Consider the following 17,255-nt stretch of genomic DNA (forward strand, 5'->3'; position numbering starts at 1 on the left):
TGGTCACATCAGGAACGTGAAGAGCGGCGAGCCCGGGGAGACCTGCTCGATGGTGAGCGGGCTCGCCTCCATCCGGGTGAGGAGGCCCGCGAGGTCCTCGGGGCGCTCCAGCTCGATGCCGACCAGCGCCGGCCCGGTCTCGCGGTTGTTCTTCTTCACGTACTCGAAGACCACGATGTCGTCGTCGGGCCCCAGGACGTCCTCGAGGAAGTGGCGCAGCGCCCCGGGCTCCTGGGGGAACGAGACCAGGAAGTAGTGGCGCAGCCCCAGGTGGATGAGGGAGCGCTCCAGGATCTCGCCGTAGCGGCTGACGTCGTTGTTGCCGCCCGAGACCACGCAGACCACGGCCTGGTCGGCCGGGACCTGGCCGGCCAGCCGGCGGGCCGCCGTGCTCGCCAGCGCACCGGCGGGCTCGGCGATGATGCCGTCCACCTGGTAGAGGTCGAGCATCTCGGTGCTCACCGCGCCCGCGTCGACGGTGACGACCTCGTCGACCAGGTCGCGCACCAGCGGGTACGTCAGCTCGCCCACGCGTCCGACCGCGGCACCGTCGACGAAGGTGTCCACCCGCTCCAGCGCCACCGGGCCGCCGGCGGCCAGGGCGGCGGTCATGCTCGCGGCGCCGCTGGGCTCGACCCCGACGATCCGCACCTCGGGGTGACGCTCGCGCAGCCACAGGGCCATCCCCGCGACGAGCCCGCCGCCACCCACGGGGGCGAGCAGGGTGTGCAGCGGCCGGTCCAGCGCCGCGATGATCTCGGGCGCGACGGTGCCCTGGCCCAGGATGGTCCGGGCGTCGTCGAACGGGTGGACGAAGACGGCACCGCTGCGGTCCGCGTCCTCCCGAGCCGCGGCCCCGGCCGCGTCGTAGGTGCTGCCGGCCACGACGAGCTCGATCCGGCCCTCCCCCAGGGCCACGATGCGCTGCCGCTTCTGGCGGGGGGTGTTGCCGGGCACGTAGACCCGGCCGTCGATCCCCAGGCGCGCACAGCTCCAGGCCACGCCCTGCCCGTGGTTGCCGGCGCTCGCGCAGACCACTCCCCTGCGCCGCTCGGCCTCGCTGAGGCCGCTGATCAGGTGGAACGCGCCGCGCACCTTGTAGGAGCGGGTGAGCTGCCGGTTCTCCCGCTTGAGGTGGACCTGGGCCCCGACCACCTGCGTCAGCCGCGGGCTCGCCTCGAGCTCGGTACGCCGGACCACCGGGCCGAGCAGCTCCGCCGCTGCCTCGACGCCCGCGGCGTCCAGCTCTCCTCGCGTCACGGCGCCAGCCTACGCGGGGCGTCGTCCGTGGCGCGTCCCGGGCATGCAGAACGGCCCCGGACCGAGTGGTCCGGGGCCGTTCTGGTGGATCAGCTGGTCCTGGGACCAGCGGGGATCACTTGGTGATCTTGGTGACCCGGCCGGCGCCGACGGTGCGGCCACCCTCGCGGATCGCGAACTTCAGGCCCTCGTCCATGGCGATGGGCTGGATGAGCTCGACCGACATCTCGGTGTTGTCACCCGGCATCACCATCTCGGTGCCCTCGGGGAGGGTCACCACGCCAGTCACGTCCGTGGTGCGGAAGTAGAACTGGGGACGGTAGTTGTTGAAGAACGGGGTGTGACGGCCGCCCTCCTCCTTCGAGAGGATGTAGACCGAGGCCTCGAAGTTGGTGTGCGGGGTCGTGGTGCCCGGCTTGATGACGACCATGCCGCGCTCGACGTCCTCGCGCTTGGTGCCACGAAGCAGCAGACCGACGTTCTCACCGGCCTGGCCCTCGTCGAGCAGCTTGCGGAACATCTCGACACCGGTGACGGTCGACTTGATCGCGCCCTCGCGGATGCCGACGATCTCGACCTCCTCGTTGACCTTCACGATGCCCCGCTCGATGCGGCCGGTGATGACCGTGCCGCGACCGGTGATCGTGAAGACGTCCTCGACGGGCATGAGGAACGGCTTGTCGACCTCACGCTCGGGAGTCGGGATGGCCTCGTCGACCGCGTTCATGAGCTCCATGATCGACTCGCCCCACTTGGCGTCGCCCTGCAGCGCCGGGAAGGCCGCCACGCGGACCACGGGGATGTCGTCGCCCGGGTACTCGTACTCGGAGAGGAGCTCGCGCACCTCCATCTCGACGAGCTCGATGAGCTCCTCGTCGTCGACCATGTCGCACTTGTTCAGCGCCACGACCAGGGCCGGCACGCCGACCTGGCGGGCGAGCAGCACGTGCTCGCGGGTCTGCGGCATCGGGCCGTCGGTCGCGGCAACCACCAGGATCGCGCCGTCCATCTGCGCGGCACCGGTGATCATGTTCTTGATGTAGTCCGCGTGACCGGGGCAGTCGACGTGCGCGTAGTGGCGGACCTCAGTCTGGTACTCCACGTGCGCGATCGAGATGGTGATACCGCGCTGGCGCTCCTCGGGAGCCTTGTCGATCTGGTCGAAGGCCGAAGCCTCGTTCAGGTCCGGGTGCTTGTCGTGCAGGACCTTCGTGATCGCCGCGGTAAGAGTGGTCTTCCCGTGGTCGATGTGACCGATCGTACCGATGTTGACGTGCGGCTTGGTCCGCTCGAACTTCGCCTTAGCCACTGTGGGCTCCTCCTGTTGGTTGTTTCTTGACTCGTGGGTTGGTTGGTGCAGCCGAGGATCCGGGCGAGGTCACTCGCCGCGGACCTTCTTGATGATCTCGTCGGCGATGTTCGAAGGAACCTCGGCGTACGAGTCGAACTCCATCGAGTACGACGCCTGCCCGGAGGTCTTGGACCTCAGGTCGCCAACGTACCCGAACATCTCGGACAGCGGCACGAGGGCGTTGACGACGAGGTCGCCGTGCCGCTCCTCCTGCGCTCGGATCTGGCCGCGGCGCGAGTTGATGTCGCCGATGACCGTGCCCAGGAAGGACTCCGGGGTGGTCACCTCCACGGCGAACATCGGCTCGAGCAGAACTGCCTTGGCCATGCGCGCGGCCTCCTTGAAGGCCTGGTTGCCGGCGATCTTGAAGGCCAGCTCGGAGGAGTCGACGTCGTGGTAGGCGCCGTCCTCGAGCGTGAACTTCACGTCGACCATGGGGTAGCCGGCGAGCACGCCGAACTCCATGGCGTCCTGGCCGCCGGCGTCGACCGAGGGGATGTACTCCCTCGGCACCCGGCCACCGCTGACGTTGTTGACGAACTCGTAGCCCGCACCGGTACCGGTCTCGGGGTCGATGTTCGGCTCCAGCGAGATGACGACCTTCGCGAACTGGCCGGAGCCACCCGTCTGCTTCTTGTGGGTGTAGCTGTGGTTCTCGACCTTCTTGCGGATGGTCTCGCGGTAGGCGACCTGCGGCTTGCCGACGGTGGCCTCGACGCGGAACTCGCGCTTCATCCGGTCGACCAGGATCTCGAGGTGGAGCTCGCCCATGCCGGCGATGATCGTCTGGCCGGTCTCCTCGTCGGTCTTGACCGTGAAGGTCGGGTCCTCGTCGGAGAGCCGCTGGATCGCGGTGCCCAGCTTCTCCTGGTCGCTCTTGGTCTTGGGCTCGATGGCGACCTCGATCACGGGGGCCGGGAACGTCATCGACTCCAGGACGACCTGGTTGGACGGGTCGCACAGGGTGTGACCGGTCTTGGTGTCCTTGAGGCCCATCACGGCCACGATCTGGCCGGCGCCGACCGACGCGATCTCCTCACGCTTGTTGGCGTGCATCTGGTAGACCTTGCCGATCCGCTCCTTCTTGCCGTTGACCGAGTTGACCACGGTCGAGCCGGCCTCGAGCTTGCCCGAGTAGACGCGGACGTAGATCAGCTTGCCCAGGTGCGGGTCGGAGGCGATCTTGTAGGCCAGGCCGGAGAACGGCTCGTCGTCCGACGGCTTGCGCAGGACCACCTTCTCCTCGTCGCGGGGGTCGTGACCCTCGATCGCGTCGATGTCGAGCGGCGACGGCAGGTAGTTGACGACCGCGTCGAGCAGGGGCTGGACGCCCTTGTTCTTGAACGCGGTGCCGCAGAGCACCGGGTTGAGCTTGTCGGCCAGGGTGGCCCGACGGATGGCGGCGCGGAGCTCCTCGACGGTGAAGTTCTCGTCACCCTCCTCGAGGTACTTCTCCATGATCTCGTCGTCGCCCTCGGCGAGGGTCTCGATGAACTTCTCGCGCCACTCGGCGGCCTTCTCGGCCAGCTCGGCGGGGATCTCCTCGATCTCGTAGTCCTCGCCCATCTTGGTCTCGCCGCGCCAGGTGAGGGCACGCATCGCGACCAGGTCGATGACACCGAGGAAGTCGCCCTCGGCGCCGATCGGGATCTGCAGGACCAGCGGGGTGGAGTTGAGGCGCTCGATCATCATGTCGACGCAGCGGAAGAAGTCCGCTCCGGTGCGGTCGAGCTTGTTGACGAAGCACATCCGGGGCACGGAGTACTTGTTGGCCTGGCGCCACACCGTCATGGTCTGGGGCTCGACACCGGCGACACCGTCGAAGACGGCGACGGCGCCGTCGAGGACGCGCAGCGAGCGCTCGACCTCGGCGGTGAAGTCGACGTGACCGGGAGTGTCGATGATGTTGATCTGGTGGTCATTCCACCAGCAGGTGGTGGCAGCGGAGGTGATGGTGATGCCCCGCTCCTGCTCCTGCTCCATCCAGTCCATCGTGGCGCCGCCGTCGTGGACCTCACCGATCTTGTAGGTGATCCCGGTGTAGAAGAGGATGCGCTCGGTGGTGGTGGTCTTGCCGGCGTCGATGTGGGCCATGATGCCGATGTTGCGAACCTTGTTGAGGTCCGTGGTGATGTCAACGGCCACTGAAAGTCACAGTTCCTTAGGGTTTGACGGGTGCGGTGGGGTGCCGGGCGTGCGCCGCTGGGGCGCACGCCCGCCACGATCACCAGCGGTAGTGGGCGAAGGCCTTGTTGGACTCGGCCATCTTGTGCGTGTCCTCGCGCTTCTTCACAGCGGCGCCGAGGCCGTTGCTCGCGTCGAGGATCTCGTTCATCAGGCGCTCGGCCATCGTCTTCTCACGACGGGCCTGGGCGTAGCCCACGAGCCAGCGCAGCGCCAGCGTGGTGCTGCGGTTGGGCTTGACCTCGATCGGGACCTGGTAGGTCGCGCCACCGACGCGGCGGGACTTGACCTCGATCGCGGGCTTGACGTTGTCGAGCGCCCGCTTGAGGGTCAGCACCGGGTCGGTGCCGGTCTTCTCGCGGCAGCCCTCGAGGGCCGTGTAGACGATCCTCTGGGCGACCTGCTTCTTGCCGTCCTGGAGGACCTTGCTGACGAGCTGGGTGACGATCTGCGACCCGTAGACGGGGTCGACGTCGAGCGGACGCTTGGTTGCGGGACCCTTGCGCGGCATGTCAGCTCTTCTCCTTCTTCGCGCCGTAGCGGCTGCGGGCCTGCTTACGGTTCTTCACGCCCTGGGTGTCGAGCGTGCCGCGGATGATCTTGTACCGGACACCCGGCAGGTCCTTCACACGACCGCCGCGGACGAGCACGATGGAGTGCTCCTGGAGGTTGTGGCCCACGCCCGGGATGTAGGCCGTGACCTCGACACCGCTCGACAGGCGCACGCGGGCGACCTTGCGGAGGGCGGAGTTCGGCTTCTTCGGGGTGGTGGTGTAGACGCGGGTGCAGACACCGCGGCGCTGGGGCGAGCCCTTGAGCGCAGGCGTCTTGTTCTTGGACACCTTGTCCTGGCGGCCCTTGCGGACCAACTGCTGAATGGTGGGCACCGGGTGGTTCCCCTTCTTGTTCACTGGTCACGGCCCGGCACCTTGCCGGGCTCGGGGTGTTGCTTGGAGCTGTGCCTGTCGATCAGCGCGGGTGGTCGGCCTGACGGCTTTCGGGCACGCGCGTGGGTCTGGGTGTTCCAGACACGAGTGATCAGGCTACTTCCCCGCGTGGGCGAGGGTCAAAATGGGGACGTCGGGCACCCGGCGGCGGGCTGCGGCGGCGAAGAGCAGCGCGGCCGCGGCGACGCCGAGCATGGTGATCGCGCCACCGAGCACGAGGGTCCACCTGGCTCCCAGCGCCTCGCCGATCCAGCCCACCAGCGGGGCCCCGACCGGCGTGCCACCCATGAAGACCATCAGGTAGAGCGCCATCACCCGTCCGCGCATTCCCGCGGTGGTGTTCATCTGCATGTAGGTGTTGGCTGCGGTGATCATGGTCAGCGAGGTGATCCCGAGCACGGGAGCCAGCAGGGCGAAGGTCAGGTAGGAGGGCGCCAGTCCGGCGACCACCTCGACCGCTCCGAAGAGGAGCGCCGCGCCGACCACCAGCCGGTGCCCGACCCGCTCGCGGCGGGCGGCGCGCAGCGCCCCGGCCAGCGAGCCGACGGCCAGGAAGGTGCCCAGGGCGCCGTACTCGGTGGCGCCCTTGTCGAAGACCTCGGTGGCCATCAGGGCCGAGGTGAGCTGGAAGTTGAGCCCGAACGTGCCGGCCACGAAGACGATCGCCAAGATGAGCAGCAGGTCGGGCCGGTGGCGTACGTAGCGCAGGCCGCCGGCGAGGCCGCCTGCTCCCCGCGGGGCCGGGGCCGGGGTGTCCAGCCGGGTGGGGTCGAGCCGTCGCAGCGCGACGATCGGCGCGGCGTAGGAGATCGCGTTGGCCAGGATCACCCAGCCTGTCGCCGCCACTCCCCCGCCGAGCGCGGCGATCAGCACGCCGGCCAGGCCGGGCCCGACCAGCCGGGCTGCGTTGAAGGAGGCGGAGTTGAGGCCCACCGCGTTGCTCAGGTCGGCCGGCTCGACCATCTCCGAGACGAAGGACTGGCGCGCCGGCCCGTCGAACGCCGAGCTGACGCCCAGCACGGTCGCCAGCAGGTAGACGTGCCAGATCTCGGCGGTGCCGGTGACCGCGAGCAGGCCGAGGACCACGGCGGGCAGGGCCATCCCCAGGTTGGTCAGCTGGAGGAGGCGCTGCTTGGGCATCCGGTCGGCGACCATCCCGGCGAAGGGCGAGAGCAGGAGCATCGGGAGGAACTGGAGCCCGGTGGTGATCCCGAGGGCCACGCCGCTGTTGGCGCTCAGGAGCAGGACCAGCCAGTCCTGCGCCACCCGCTGCATCCAGGTGCCGGTGTTGGAGACCACCCCACCTGCGGCGTACAGGCGGTAGTTGGCGTTGTGCAGGGAGCGGAACGTGGGGCTCAAGGTGTGGCGTTCATTCTTCCTGTGCGAGTTCTTGCATGAGGGTGGCGGCGCGGCTCAGGACCGCACGGTCCTCGGGGTCGAGACCGGCGAGGCGGCGAGCGAGCCAGGCGTCCCGGCGGTCCCGGTCGGCACGGACCGCCTCGCGGCCCTGCTCGGTCAGCTGGACGACCACGACCCGCCCATCGGTCTCGTGGGAGCGACGGACGACGTAGCCGGCCTCCTCGAGGGCGGTGACGGTCCGGGTCATGGACGGCGGCCGGACGTTCTCGGAGGAGGCGAGCTCCCCGATGGTGTGGTCGCCACCACGGAACAGGCACCCCAGCACCGACATCGAGCCGAGACCCAACGGGTTGTCCGGGTGCTGCTCCACGGCCAGGCGCCGACGCAGTCTCATCACCCCGAGCCGGAGCTCCGAGGCGAGCCCCGCGTCGCGTCGGGAGGTCCTGGCGGCGCTGGGCACGATCTTTAGTCTAGGTCATTACCCTCGGTAATTAAATCCCCACGCGGCCACGCACGGCGTGATCTCCCCCACCCCGCCCGACCGGGCGCGGACCTGGTGGAAGCACACGACCGCCCACCCCGTGCGGGGTGGGCGGTCGGGTGGACGCGCGAGGGCGGCTCAGGTGAGCCAGTCGGTGATCGGGTTGATCGCGAAGTAGACGACGAAGAGCGCCGCCACCACCCACATGAGCGGGTGCACCTGGCGGAACCTGCCCAGGACCACCTTGATGAGCACGAAGGCCAGGAAGCCGGCGCCGATGCCCACCGAGATCGAGTAGGCGAACGGCATCAGCACGATCGTCAGGAAGGCCGGGATGGCGATCTCCGGGTCCCGCCAGTCGATCTCGGTCACCTGCTGCATCATCAAGAAGCCCACCAGGACCAGCGCGGGGACCGCCGCCTCCGAGGGGATCGCCGCCACCAGGGGCGTGAAGAAGGTGGCGAGCAGGAAGAGCACGCCGGTCACGATCGACGCGAACCCGGTGCGTGCCCCCTCGCCCACACCGGAGGCCGACTCGATGTAGGAGGTGTTGGAGGAGACCCCGCCCGCACCACCGGCGATGGCCGCCAGGGAGTCGACGACCAGGATGCGCTGGCTGTGCGGCGGCACGCCCTCCTCGTCGTTGAGCCCGGCCTCGGCCCCGATCGCGGTCATCGTGCCCATGGTGTCGAAGAAGTCGGCCAGCATCAGCGAGAAGACCAGCAGCACGGCGGCGAGGGCGCCGCCCTCGATGGTGCTGAAGGCACCGAACAGGTCGATCTGGAACAGCGTGGCGAAGTCGGGCAGGCCGACCAGGTCGCCGCTCGCCTTGGGGATGCTCAGCGCCCAGCCCCCGGCGTTGTCGGGCCCGGCGGCACCGAGGTCACCCACCGCCTCGACGACCACGGCGACCACGGTGGTGATCGCGATGGAGATGAGGATGGCACCGCGGACCTGGCGCACCCACAGGGCGATCATCAGCAGGAGGCCGAGGCAGAAGACGAGCACCGGCCACCCGGTCAGCTGGCCGCCGACCCCCAGCTGGACCGGGACGGTGGTCTGGAAGTCGTCGGGGATCCGGGTCACGACGCGGGCGTCGACGAAGCCGATCAGGGCGATGAAGAGGCCGATCCCGACCGAGATGGCGACCTTGAGCTGCTGCGGGACCGCGTGGAAGACAGCCTTGCGGAAGCCGGTGAGGACCAGGACCAGGATCACGATGCCCTCGAGGACCACCAGGCCCATGGCGTCGGACCAGGTGGACTGGCGGGCGATCGAGTTGGCGACGAACGCGTTGAGCCCGAGGCCCGCGGCGAGCGCCATCGGGAAGTTGGCGGCCGCACCCATCGCGATGGTCAGCAGCCCGGCCACCAGGGCGGTGGCGGCCGCGATCGCGGGGATGCCGCTGCCGGGGACGTCGGTGCCGCCGAGGTACATGCCCTCGGAGTCCGGTACGAAGCCCAGGATCAGGGGGTTCAGCACGATGATGTAGGCCATCGTCAGGAAGGTCACCACGCCGCCGCGGATCTCCTGACCGATCGTCGACCCGCGCTCGCCGATCCGGAAGAAATCGTCCAGGCCGCTCCGCTTGCCGGAGGGCTGCTCGTCCACCTCGTGGTCCGTACGCTGATTGCTCACCCGCGCATCTTGACAGACGTCGGGAGCACCGGCGGCCGAGCCCCCGGGGGCGGACGCGACGGTAGTAGGTTGAGGTCCGTGGAGCCCCGCAACGACCAGCCCCAGACCCACACCCTCGGACGGCGCACCTTCGTGGTCGCCGACGTGGAGCCGCTCGACGTCGACGGGGTACGCACCGTCGGGGTGGGCACGGCGCTCTGGCTGGTCGGCTTCCTGGCCTTGCTGCCGTTCTACTCCCCGCTCGCCGAGGCCGGGCGCCTCTGGTGGCTGTGGACCTGCACGGCCGGGCTCGGGCTCGGGCTCCTCGGGCTCGAGTACTGCCGTCGCCGCCGCGACGCGCGGACCCGCGAGGCCGCGGCCCCGTCCCCCGGTGGGCGCCGACGCCTCTGAGCGGTCAGGCCGTCAGAACGTCTCGAGGTCCTGGTCGAAGGTGTCGTGCGCGTGCTCGGGCACCGGCACCGGCTGCTGCTTGCGGGCGAGCTTGACCTCCGAGTGCGCGCCGCAGCCGTGGTCGAAGGTCACCACCCGGCCGTCGTCGTTGGCGTTGCCGTTGGCGCAGACGCCGAACATCTCCGAGAGCGGGCCGGCCAGGCGCACCAGGAAGCCGCAGGTCGCGCAGGGCTGGGGCGCCGACTTGGCCAGCGGCGAGTCGGGGCCGGCCTCGCCGTCGTGCCAGCGCTGGGCCGCCATGTCACGCCCCTCCAGCGAGAGGGTGCGCACCCGGCCGTCGTAGAGCTCCTCGACCACCCGGCGGACCTGGGCGCGCTCGTCGGCCTCGAGCGGGTCGTCGCCGACCAGGTAGGTGGGGACCAGCCTGGGGTCCTCGTCCTCGACCGGGAGCAGGTCGCCGGGTGAGAGGTCGCCGGGCTGCAGGCGCTCCTTGTAGGGCACCCAGCCCGGCGCCACGATCGCCTGCTCGCCGGGGAGCAGCACCACCTCGTCGATGGTCACCCGCTCCTGCTCCGGGGCCCGCGAGACGGTCACCGACCAGAACCACCCGACGTAGCCGGGGTGGGCGCAGGCGAAGAGGTGGCTGCCGGTGTGCTCGTCCTCGACCTGGAAGCGCAGGTGCTCGCCGACCTGGCGAGCGGGGGCCTCCTCCAGGAGGGCGGCCCGCGCCACTCCCACGGCATCGGCCAGGACGGGGTCGGGCGAGGCTGCGACGACGGCGTTCACGCGCCGATCATGACACGCAGCAGCTGGGACGCCCAAGGCGAGACCACCCCCGGACGGGTGGGGCGCAGACGGCAGGATGGAGCCGTGACCTCCTCACCGCCGGAGCTGCCAGGGCCCGACGCCACGTCCACGTCCGGTCCCACGTCCGATTCCGCGTCCACGTCCTCGGCCGCACAGGACGGCGGGCCGGGCCCCGGACGCCGACTTCTCGCCACGGGTGCCGCCGCGGCCCGGGCCGCCGGGCGGGCCGCCGGGGCGCTGGCGCGCGCCACCGGCCGGGCCGGGCGCTTCACCGCCGGGCAGGCGCGCCGCGCCGCCCGCGCGGAGGGCGCGGGCGACTCCGGCCTCTCCCGGCTGATCGAGCTGCACGCCTTCAACGCCGCAGGCGACGCGGCGGTGGCCATCTCGCTGGCCGGCACGCTCTTCTTCCAGGTGCCCACGGGCGAGGCACGGGGCCAGGTCGCACTCTTCCTGGGCCTGACGATGCTGCCCTTCGCCATCGTGGCCCCGCTGATCGGGCCGTTCCTCGACCGGTTCAGCCACGGCCGCCGGTGGGCGATCGGCACCACCATGGCCGTGCGGGGGTTCCTGTGCTGGGTGCTCGCCACCGCCGTGGTGACCGAGTCGCGGTGGATGTTCCCCGCCGCCCTCGGGGTGCTCGTGGCCTCCAAGGCCTACGGCGTCACGCGGGCCGCCTCGGTGCCCCGGCTGCTGCCCCGCGACCTGACCCTGGTCAAGGCCAACGCCCGGATCTCGTTGGCCGGCGTGGTGGGAGCGGGTGTCTCGGCCCCGCTGGCGGGCCTGGCCGCCTGGGCCGGCCCGGAGTGGTCCCTGCGCTACGGCTTCCTGGTCTTCGTGGTGGCCACCATCTGGGCGATCCGGCTGCCCGGCCGGGTCGACTCCAGCCTCGGGGAGGGCACCCTGGTGCTGCTGGCCGAGAGCGACCCGGCCCCGCACGCCACGCTCACCCCCGAGGGCCGCCGGCCCAGGCTGCGGATCCCGCCGGCGGTGGCCTTCGCGCTCCGCGCCAACTGCGGCCCGCGCTGGCTCTCGGGCTTCCTCACCATGTTCATGGCTTTCCTGCTGCGGGAGAACCCGATCGACGGCTGGCGCCCGGAGGTGCTGCTCGGGCTGGTGATCGGCGCGGCCGGGCTCGGCAACACGCTCGGCATCGCGGTGGCCTCGTTGACCCGGCGGATGGACCCACGTACGACGGTGGTGCTGGCTCTGCTCGCCGACTGCGTGCTGGCCGCGCTCACGGCGGCGTTCTACGGGGTGATCACCCTCGCGCTGCTCGGCCTGACCGCCGGGCTCGCCCAGTCGCTGGCCAAGCTCTCCCTGGACTCCACCATCCAGCGGGACGTGCCGGAGCGGATGCAGAGCAGCGCCTTCGCCCGCAGCGACACCTCGCTGCAGCTGGCCTGGGTCGTCGGCGGCTTCGTGGGGATCGCGCTGCCGCTGATGCCCCGCCTCGGGCTCGGGGTGGCCGCCGGGGTGCTGGCGGCCTGGGCGGCCTTCGTCCTGCTCTCCCGGCAGCAGGAGTGGCTCCGGGGAGGTCGGTCCGCCTAGAGCTCGAGCTCGTCGGCCAGGGCCCGCAGCAGCTTGGCGGTGGGCCGGGCCGTCCGCGGCTCGGGGGCGCGGCCGTGCCGGTAGCCCTCCCCCAGGTCGTCGAGCAGCCGGATCAGGTCCTCCACGATCGGGACCATCTCCTCGGGCTTCTTGCGCTGGGCCTGGCGCTGGTTCCGGCGCACGGACGTCGGCGCCTCGAGCAGCCTGACCTGGAGCGCCTGCTCGCCCTTGCGGCCGGCGGCGATGCCGAACTCGACCCGGGCGCCGTTCTTGAGGGTGGTGACACCCGGGGGGAGCGCGTCGGCGTGCACGTAGACGTCGGGCCCGTCCTCCTGCGACAGGAACCCGAAGCCCTTCTCGGTGTCGAACCACTTGACCTTGCCAGTGGGCACAGCTCTCACGTCTCCTCGGCAGGCGCCGCGGCGCTCGCCGCGGGCGATCCGAAGGATAGGCGGCTTGCGCCCGGCGCCGCCACCCGGTCGGCGACCGCGTCGTTCATCGAACCCGAGCGGAAGCCGCGCGGGTCGAGCTCCGCGGTGGCGAACCCCGCGCCGCGCACGGCAGCGAGGAGCGCGGCCGCGAGCGGCGTCCCCTCGGCCAGGGGCCCGGCGAGCAGGGCGGCGTCGACCTCCACCCGGGCCCGCTCCCCCAGGTCGCGCACGCGCAGGTCGCGCAGTGGCACGCCGGCGCCCGCCAGCACCTCGCGCACCGCGGACTCGGCCCGCTCGACCCGGCCCAGGCGGCTCGGGGAGATCTCGATGTCGTAGGCCACGCGGCTCGACAGGCACGCGGCGGCCGGCTTGTCCCAGGTGGGCAGCCCCCAGAGCCTGGCGGCGGCCCGGACCTGGGCCTTGGTGAGCCCGGCGTCGCGGAGCGGGGTGATGGCGCCCCGCTCGGCGGCGGCCCGGATGCCGGGACGGTGTCCCGCGACCGCGTCGTCGGCGTTGGTGCCGGTGGCCACGTGCGCCAGCCCGTGCTCGGCCGCCAGGTCCTGGAGCACCTCGATGAGCTCGGCCTTGCAGAAGTAGCACCGCTGCGGCCCGTTGGCGCGGTAGCCCTCCCGCTCCAGCTCGTGGGTGGCCGGGGTGAGCACCCTGACCCCCAGTGCCTCGGCGTGCTCACGGGCCGGGTCCCGCTCGGCCTGCGGGAGCGCGTCGGAGTAGCCGGTGGCCGCCACCACCCGGTCGGGCCCCAGCGCCCGCACGGCGGCGGCCAGCAGCATCGCGCTGTCCACTCCCCCGCTGTAGGCCACCAGGACAGACCCGCGCCCGGCGAGGTCGGCCTCCAGCGCGGCCAGCCGGGTGCGCAGCAGGTGCTGCTCGAGCCAGGCCGGGAAGTCGGCCAGGCTCTCGAGCACCACGTCGGTGCCGGCTCCGAGGAGCTCCTCGCGGGTGCACCCCCCGGTCAGCACCGAGACGCTGAGGGCACCCCCGGCGCGGGCCCCCTCCACGTCGTGCACGTGGTCGCCCACGTAGATCCCGACGCCCTGCTCGCGCAGCACCGCTCCCTTGCCGACGCCCCACACGTCCCCGGCGAGGTGGTCCACCTCGAGCCCGAGGTGATCGAGGTGGAGGCGGGCGTTGGGGGTGAACTTCCCGGTGACGACCACGACCCGCCCCCCGTGGGAGCGGACGGCGGCCAGGGCCTCCGGTGCGCCGGCCAGGGTGGGCACCGGCGTGATGGCCAGGTCCGGGTAGAGCAGCCGGAACCGGTCGACGGCCGCGTCGATCGAGCCGGCCTCCAGGTGCCCGGAGAGCAGCTGGGCCAACGGCGGACCGAGCCGCGAGCCGATCGCCTCGACGTCCAGCTCGACGCCGTGCTCGGCACCCAGCACGCGCAGGGTGGCGGTGACCCCCGGCACCGTGTCGATCAGGGTCATGTCCAGGTCGAAGCCGACCACCAGGGGGTCGAGGAGGTCGACCGGGGTCCTCGGCATGCGGCCAGCCTAGGCGCTGCGTGGCAGGACGGGCCCGGTCACCCTCACGCCTCGCGCTCGACCATCATCTCGCGGTCGCCGAAGCGCACGCGGTCGCCGGGCAGCAGGGTGGTGGGCTTGCCGGCGTGCAGCTCGCGGGCCACCCCCTGACGCAGCACCAGGGAGCCGTTGGTGGAGCCTCGGTCCATCACCACCAGGGAGCCGTCCGGAGCGGGGCCGAACTGCGCGTGCGTCTTCGACAGCGACATGTCCGAGGACGGCAGCGGCACGACGTGGCGGACGTGCTCGCCGGTGCGCGGCTCGGGGCGCCGGCCGACCAGGGCCAGCCCCTCGACGACGAAGCCGTCCCCGGTGTCGAAGGTGACCCGCCAGCGCGGACCGGCGACGGGCGGCCGGCCGGCCGCCGCGGGCGCGCGCCTGGCCACGGTGCGCCCCGGGTCGGCCGGGGGCAGGTGCGGCGGCGGCGCCGGCCGGGACTGTGGTGCCACGGGAGCCGGAGCGGCGGCCGCGGGCACGGGGGCAGGCACCGGAGCCGCCGCGGACGGAACCGGAACAGGAGCAGGAGACGGATACGTTGCCGGTGCCGCCACGGGCGGACGGGAGGGTCGCTGGACCGGGGCCGGCGGCTGGGCCGGGGCGGGCACCAGCCGCAGCGCGGTCAGGTTGACCACGTGCCGCGGCGCCTCCTCCTGCTCCTCCACCACGGGCCCCTCGGGACGCAGGTCGACCACCACCGAGCTCGTGAGCTGCTCGTGCCACCCGCGGCGCTGGCCGCGGGGATCGGCCAGCGCGGTCCACGCGAGGGCGGCGAGCCCGAAGCCGAAGGTGGGCAGCGCCGAGAGGCCCAGCACCAGCGAGCGCAGGATGCCGGCCCCCGCACCGACGGGCAGGCCGGAGCCGTGGTGCACCACCCGGAGACCGGCCGCCCGCTTGCCGGGGGTGGCCCCGGTGGCCCCGGTGACCGCGCCACCGACCAGCACCACGACGACGGCGAGCCCCACCACGATCCCGACCGTCGTCCAGAGGCCGTCGCGGCCCCAGACGACCCAGCCCACCACCGCGGTCGCGGCATAGAGGCTCCAGCTGATCGCCCGGTCCAGCGCGAAGGCCATGAAGCGTCGCTCGAGGTCCGCCACCGGGAAGGTGGGCGGGGCGGCGGCGCCGTACGTGGCCGGCCGGGCGGGCTGGGTCACGGCTGGGTGACCTGGATGGTGACACCGTCCCCGAGGTCGATGATGGCGCCGGGGATCAGCTGGACGGCGATGCCCGGCTGCAGGTCCTCCGGCGGCAGGCCCGGCTGGACCAGCAGGGTGCCGTTGGTGGAGCCGAGGTCGGTGGCCACCGCCGAGCCGTGGTCGACCCCGGAGCCCGGGCGGATCTCCAGGTGGGTGGAGGAGACCTCCTGGTTGGGGCTCGGCACGCTCACCAGCTGGGGCTGGTCGCCCGGGGCGAAGCGCCGGGCCTCGGGGGCGCGGCCGACCAGCACGGCACGGTCGACGTCGGCGGTGGTCCCGTGGGAGAAGACCAGGCGCGCCACCGGGCGGGCGGTCACCTTGGGGGCCTGCGGCTGCCCGGGGATCCCCGAGGGGGGCGTCGGGGCGGCCTCGCCGATCTCGGTCAGCCCGTCGTGGTCGGACCCGTTCGACTCCGGGACCTGGGTCGGAGCGGAGGCCGGGGAGCCGCCCACCCGGGGCACCGAGACGGCGGGCACCGGCGGCAGCGGCGGCACCGTGGGCATCCCCGGCACCGGCGCGGCCACGGCCGCCCGCTCGGGCTCGGGCTGGGGCACGGGCTCGGGCTCGGGCTCCGGCGCCAGCTCGACGTGCGCCTCGACCTCGGGCGCCGGCTCGGCGTCGGGCTCGAGCTCCGGCACCAGCTCGACGTGCGCCTGGGGGTGGGGCTGGGGCTCGGGCTGGGGCTCGGGCTGGGGCTCGGGCTGGGGCTCGGGCTCCGGCGCCGGCGCCGGCTCGACGTCCGCCCCCGGGGCCAGCGGCTCCTCGTCGAGAGCGACGGCGTCGACGGCGTGGGCCTCGTCGACCGACGGCCCCCACCGCAGCGAGCCGACCCGGGCCAGGCCCAGCGGCAGTGCCGCCCGGCCGCCCCGGTCGCCGGAGCCGGAGTCGGAGTCGGGCAGGGTCGCGACCATCGAGGTCACGTCGTCGAAGGTCCGCTCGGCCCAGATCTGGTCGGCGGCGGACACCTCGGTGTCGCCCTGCTCGCTGCGCACCGAGACAGACGCCCCGCCGCGCACCAGCACCCGGGCGGAGCGGCCCGTGGCCGCCACCAGGACGAAGTCGGGCAGCGAGGTGAGGCCCTCCGCGAGGAGGTGGTCGAGGACCACCTCGAAGCTGGCCCCGTCGTCGACGGCGGCCCACAGCGCCGCGACCCGCGCCTTCTCCCGGCCCGGCAGCAGCACGGTGACCTCGGGGCCCAGCACGGCCAGCCACGTCCCGGTCGAGCTTGAGCGGTTCTTCACGTCGTTCACGGCAAGGCCCCCAGTTTCGTCTCGAGGCTCAGCTTCTGTCGCTGGGCGTCGTAGGCGTTCTCCTTCTCCAATCCCACCACATCCACGACCACGGCGGTGGCGTTGTCACGTCCCCCGGCAGCCAGGGCGGCCGCGACGAGCCGCTCGGCGGCGTCACGGGGGTCGGAGTGGCGCAGGAGCAGCTCCTCGATCTCCTCGTCGCCGATCATCGAGCTGATGCCGTCGGTGCACAGCAGCAGCCGCCCGGCCGCGGTGAGCGGGAGCGAGAAGAAGTCGGGCTCCGGGGCGTCCGCGGCGCTCAGCGCGCGGGTGATCACGTGGCGCTCCGGGTGCTCGGCGGCCTCCTCGGCCGTGATGCTCCCCGCGTCCAGCAGCTCCTGGACCACCGAGTGGTCGACGCTGATCTGGTCGAGCCCGTCGTCGGTGAGGCGGTAGATCCGCGAGTCGCCCAGGTTGGCCAGCAGCCAGCGCGGCCCCTCGTCGTGGACCAGCACCGCCAGCGCCGCGGTGGTGCCGCTGTGCGGGCGGACGCCGTCCGCCCCGCCCTGGGCCCGGGCGTACTCCTGGAGCCGGGCCTGGCAGCGGACGAGCGCCTCCAGGACGGCCTCCACCCCGCCGCGCGAGTCCAGGTGCTGCCCGGCCAGGCGGCCCAGCTCCTCGACCGCGAAGGCGCTCGCGATCTCGCCCCCGGCATGACCGCCCATCCCGTCGGCCACCACGAAGACGTCGGTGGCCACGAAGAACGCGTCCTCGTTGCCCTCGCGCACGTGGCCCACGTCCGTGGCCGTGCCGTGGTGCAGGTCGACCCCCGCCATGCGCGTCCTCCCCGTCGTGGGGGCCGTCGGTCCGCGGCCGGTCCGCCGCCGGAG

Annotated in this window: 16 protein-coding genes; 2 read left to right on the forward strand and 14 right to left on the reverse strand. The window is 72.3% G+C overall.

The genetic code is table 11. From position 1 onward, the window contains the following. Positions 1–3: 3 nt before the first annotated feature. From ilvA to AC4BG9_RS02325, 8 genes are all read right to left on the reverse strand, one after another. The gene (gene ilvA / locus AC4BG9_RS02290) at positions 4–1,260 is read right to left on the reverse strand and encodes a threonine ammonia-lyase IlvA (RefSeq protein WP_490569456.1); all 1,257 of its coding nucleotides are present in this window, start codon (positions 1,258–1,260) and stop codon (positions 4–6) included. A 115-nt stretch (positions 1,261–1,375) separates the two neighbouring features. Continuing rightward, complete coding sequence (gene tuf / locus AC4BG9_RS02295) at positions 1,376–2,569, reverse strand: elongation factor Tu (protein WP_490569457.1); 1,194 nt, start codon at positions 2,567–2,569, stop codon at positions 1,376–1,378. A gap of 69 nt (positions 2,570–2,638) precedes the next feature. Then, positions 2,639–4,756 (reverse strand): elongation factor G, encoded by a 2,118-nt coding sequence (fusA, locus tag AC4BG9_RS02300; protein ID WP_490569458.1) that lies wholly within the window; start codon positions 4,754–4,756, stop codon positions 2,639–2,641. Positions 4,757–4,835: 79 nt separating this feature from the next. Beyond that, entirely contained in the window at positions 4,836–5,306 is a 471-nt protein-coding gene (gene rpsG, locus AC4BG9_RS02305; protein ID WP_490569459.1) for a 30S ribosomal protein S7, read from the reverse strand. A 1-nt stretch (position 5,307) separates the two neighbouring features. Further along, entirely contained in the window at positions 5,308–5,682 is a 375-nt protein-coding gene (gene rpsL / locus AC4BG9_RS02310; RefSeq protein ID WP_011757353.1) for a 30S ribosomal protein S12, read from the reverse strand. Positions 5,683–5,838: 156 nt separating this feature from the next. Beyond that, a complete protein-coding gene (locus tag AC4BG9_RS02315) occupies positions 5,839–7,101 on the reverse strand; it encodes an MFS transporter (protein WP_490569460.1) in 1,263 nt (420 codons plus the stop codon). Between the two features lie 10 nt (positions 7,102–7,111). After that, positions 7,112–7,561, reverse strand: coding sequence for a MarR family winged helix-turn-helix transcriptional regulator (locus AC4BG9_RS02320; RefSeq protein ID WP_490569461.1), 450 nt, complete (start codon positions 7,559–7,561; stop codon positions 7,112–7,114). A gap of 159 nt (positions 7,562–7,720) precedes the next feature. Continuing rightward, positions 7,721–9,220 carry an NCS2 family permease gene (locus AC4BG9_RS02325; RefSeq protein WP_490569462.1) on the reverse strand — a complete coding sequence of 500 codons (1,500 nt, stop codon included), beginning with the start codon at positions 9,218–9,220 and terminating at the stop codon, positions 7,721–7,723. Between the two features lie 78 nt (positions 9,221–9,298). Between AC4BG9_RS02325 and AC4BG9_RS02330 the strand changes: the two genes are divergently transcribed. Continuing rightward, positions 9,299–9,610, forward strand: coding sequence for a DUF2530 domain-containing protein (locus AC4BG9_RS02330; RefSeq protein ID WP_490569463.1), 312 nt, complete (start codon positions 9,299–9,301; stop codon positions 9,608–9,610). A gap of 12 nt (positions 9,611–9,622) precedes the next feature. Here AC4BG9_RS02330 and AC4BG9_RS02335 read toward each other — a convergent pair whose 3' ends face one another. Beyond that, positions 9,623–10,396, reverse strand: a complete 774-nt coding sequence (locus AC4BG9_RS02335) for a DUF3027 domain-containing protein (RefSeq protein WP_490569464.1) — start codon at positions 10,394–10,396, stop codon at positions 9,623–9,625. Between the two features lie 84 nt (positions 10,397–10,480). Between AC4BG9_RS02335 and AC4BG9_RS02340 the strand changes: the two genes are divergently transcribed. Beyond that, positions 10,481–11,965 (forward strand): MFS transporter, encoded by a 1,485-nt coding sequence (locus AC4BG9_RS02340; protein WP_490569465.1) that lies wholly within the window; start codon positions 10,481–10,483, stop codon positions 11,963–11,965. Here the strand turns inward: AC4BG9_RS02340 and AC4BG9_RS02345 are convergent. From AC4BG9_RS02345 to AC4BG9_RS02365, 5 genes are read right to left on the reverse strand one after another with little or no spacing between them, the layout of a single operon-like run. After that, positions 11,962–12,357, reverse strand: a complete 396-nt coding sequence (locus AC4BG9_RS02345; RefSeq protein ID WP_490569466.1) for a cold-shock protein — start codon at positions 12,355–12,357, stop codon at positions 11,962–11,964. The two genes, AC4BG9_RS02340 and AC4BG9_RS02345, sit on opposite strands and share 4 nt — an antisense overlap. Positions 12,358–12,362: 5 nt before the next feature. Then, the gene (gene larE / locus AC4BG9_RS02350) at positions 12,363–13,901 is read right to left on the reverse strand and encodes an ATP-dependent sacrificial sulfur transferase LarE (protein WP_490569467.1); all 1,539 of its coding nucleotides are present in this window, start codon (positions 13,899–13,901) and stop codon (positions 12,363–12,365) included. Positions 13,902–13,945: 44 nt separating this feature from the next. Continuing rightward, positions 13,946–15,094, reverse strand: coding sequence for an RDD family protein (locus tag AC4BG9_RS02355; RefSeq protein ID WP_490569468.1), 1,149 nt, complete (start codon positions 15,092–15,094; stop codon positions 13,946–13,948). After that, positions 15,091–16,386, reverse strand: a complete 1,296-nt coding sequence (locus AC4BG9_RS02360; RefSeq protein ID WP_490569469.1) for an FHA domain-containing protein — start codon at positions 16,384–16,386, stop codon at positions 15,091–15,093. Before AC4BG9_RS02360 ends, AC4BG9_RS02355 begins: the two co-directional genes overlap by 4 nt. Continuing rightward, the gene (locus AC4BG9_RS02365) at positions 16,383–17,201 is read right to left on the reverse strand and encodes a PP2C family protein-serine/threonine phosphatase (RefSeq protein WP_490569470.1); all 819 of its coding nucleotides are present in this window, start codon (positions 17,199–17,201) and stop codon (positions 16,383–16,385) included. The genes AC4BG9_RS02360 and AC4BG9_RS02365 overlap by 4 nt, the downstream gene beginning before the upstream one ends. Between the last annotated feature and the right edge of the window lie 54 nt (positions 17,202–17,255).

This window comes from Nocardioides sp. Z40_12 (assembly GCF_058215795.1).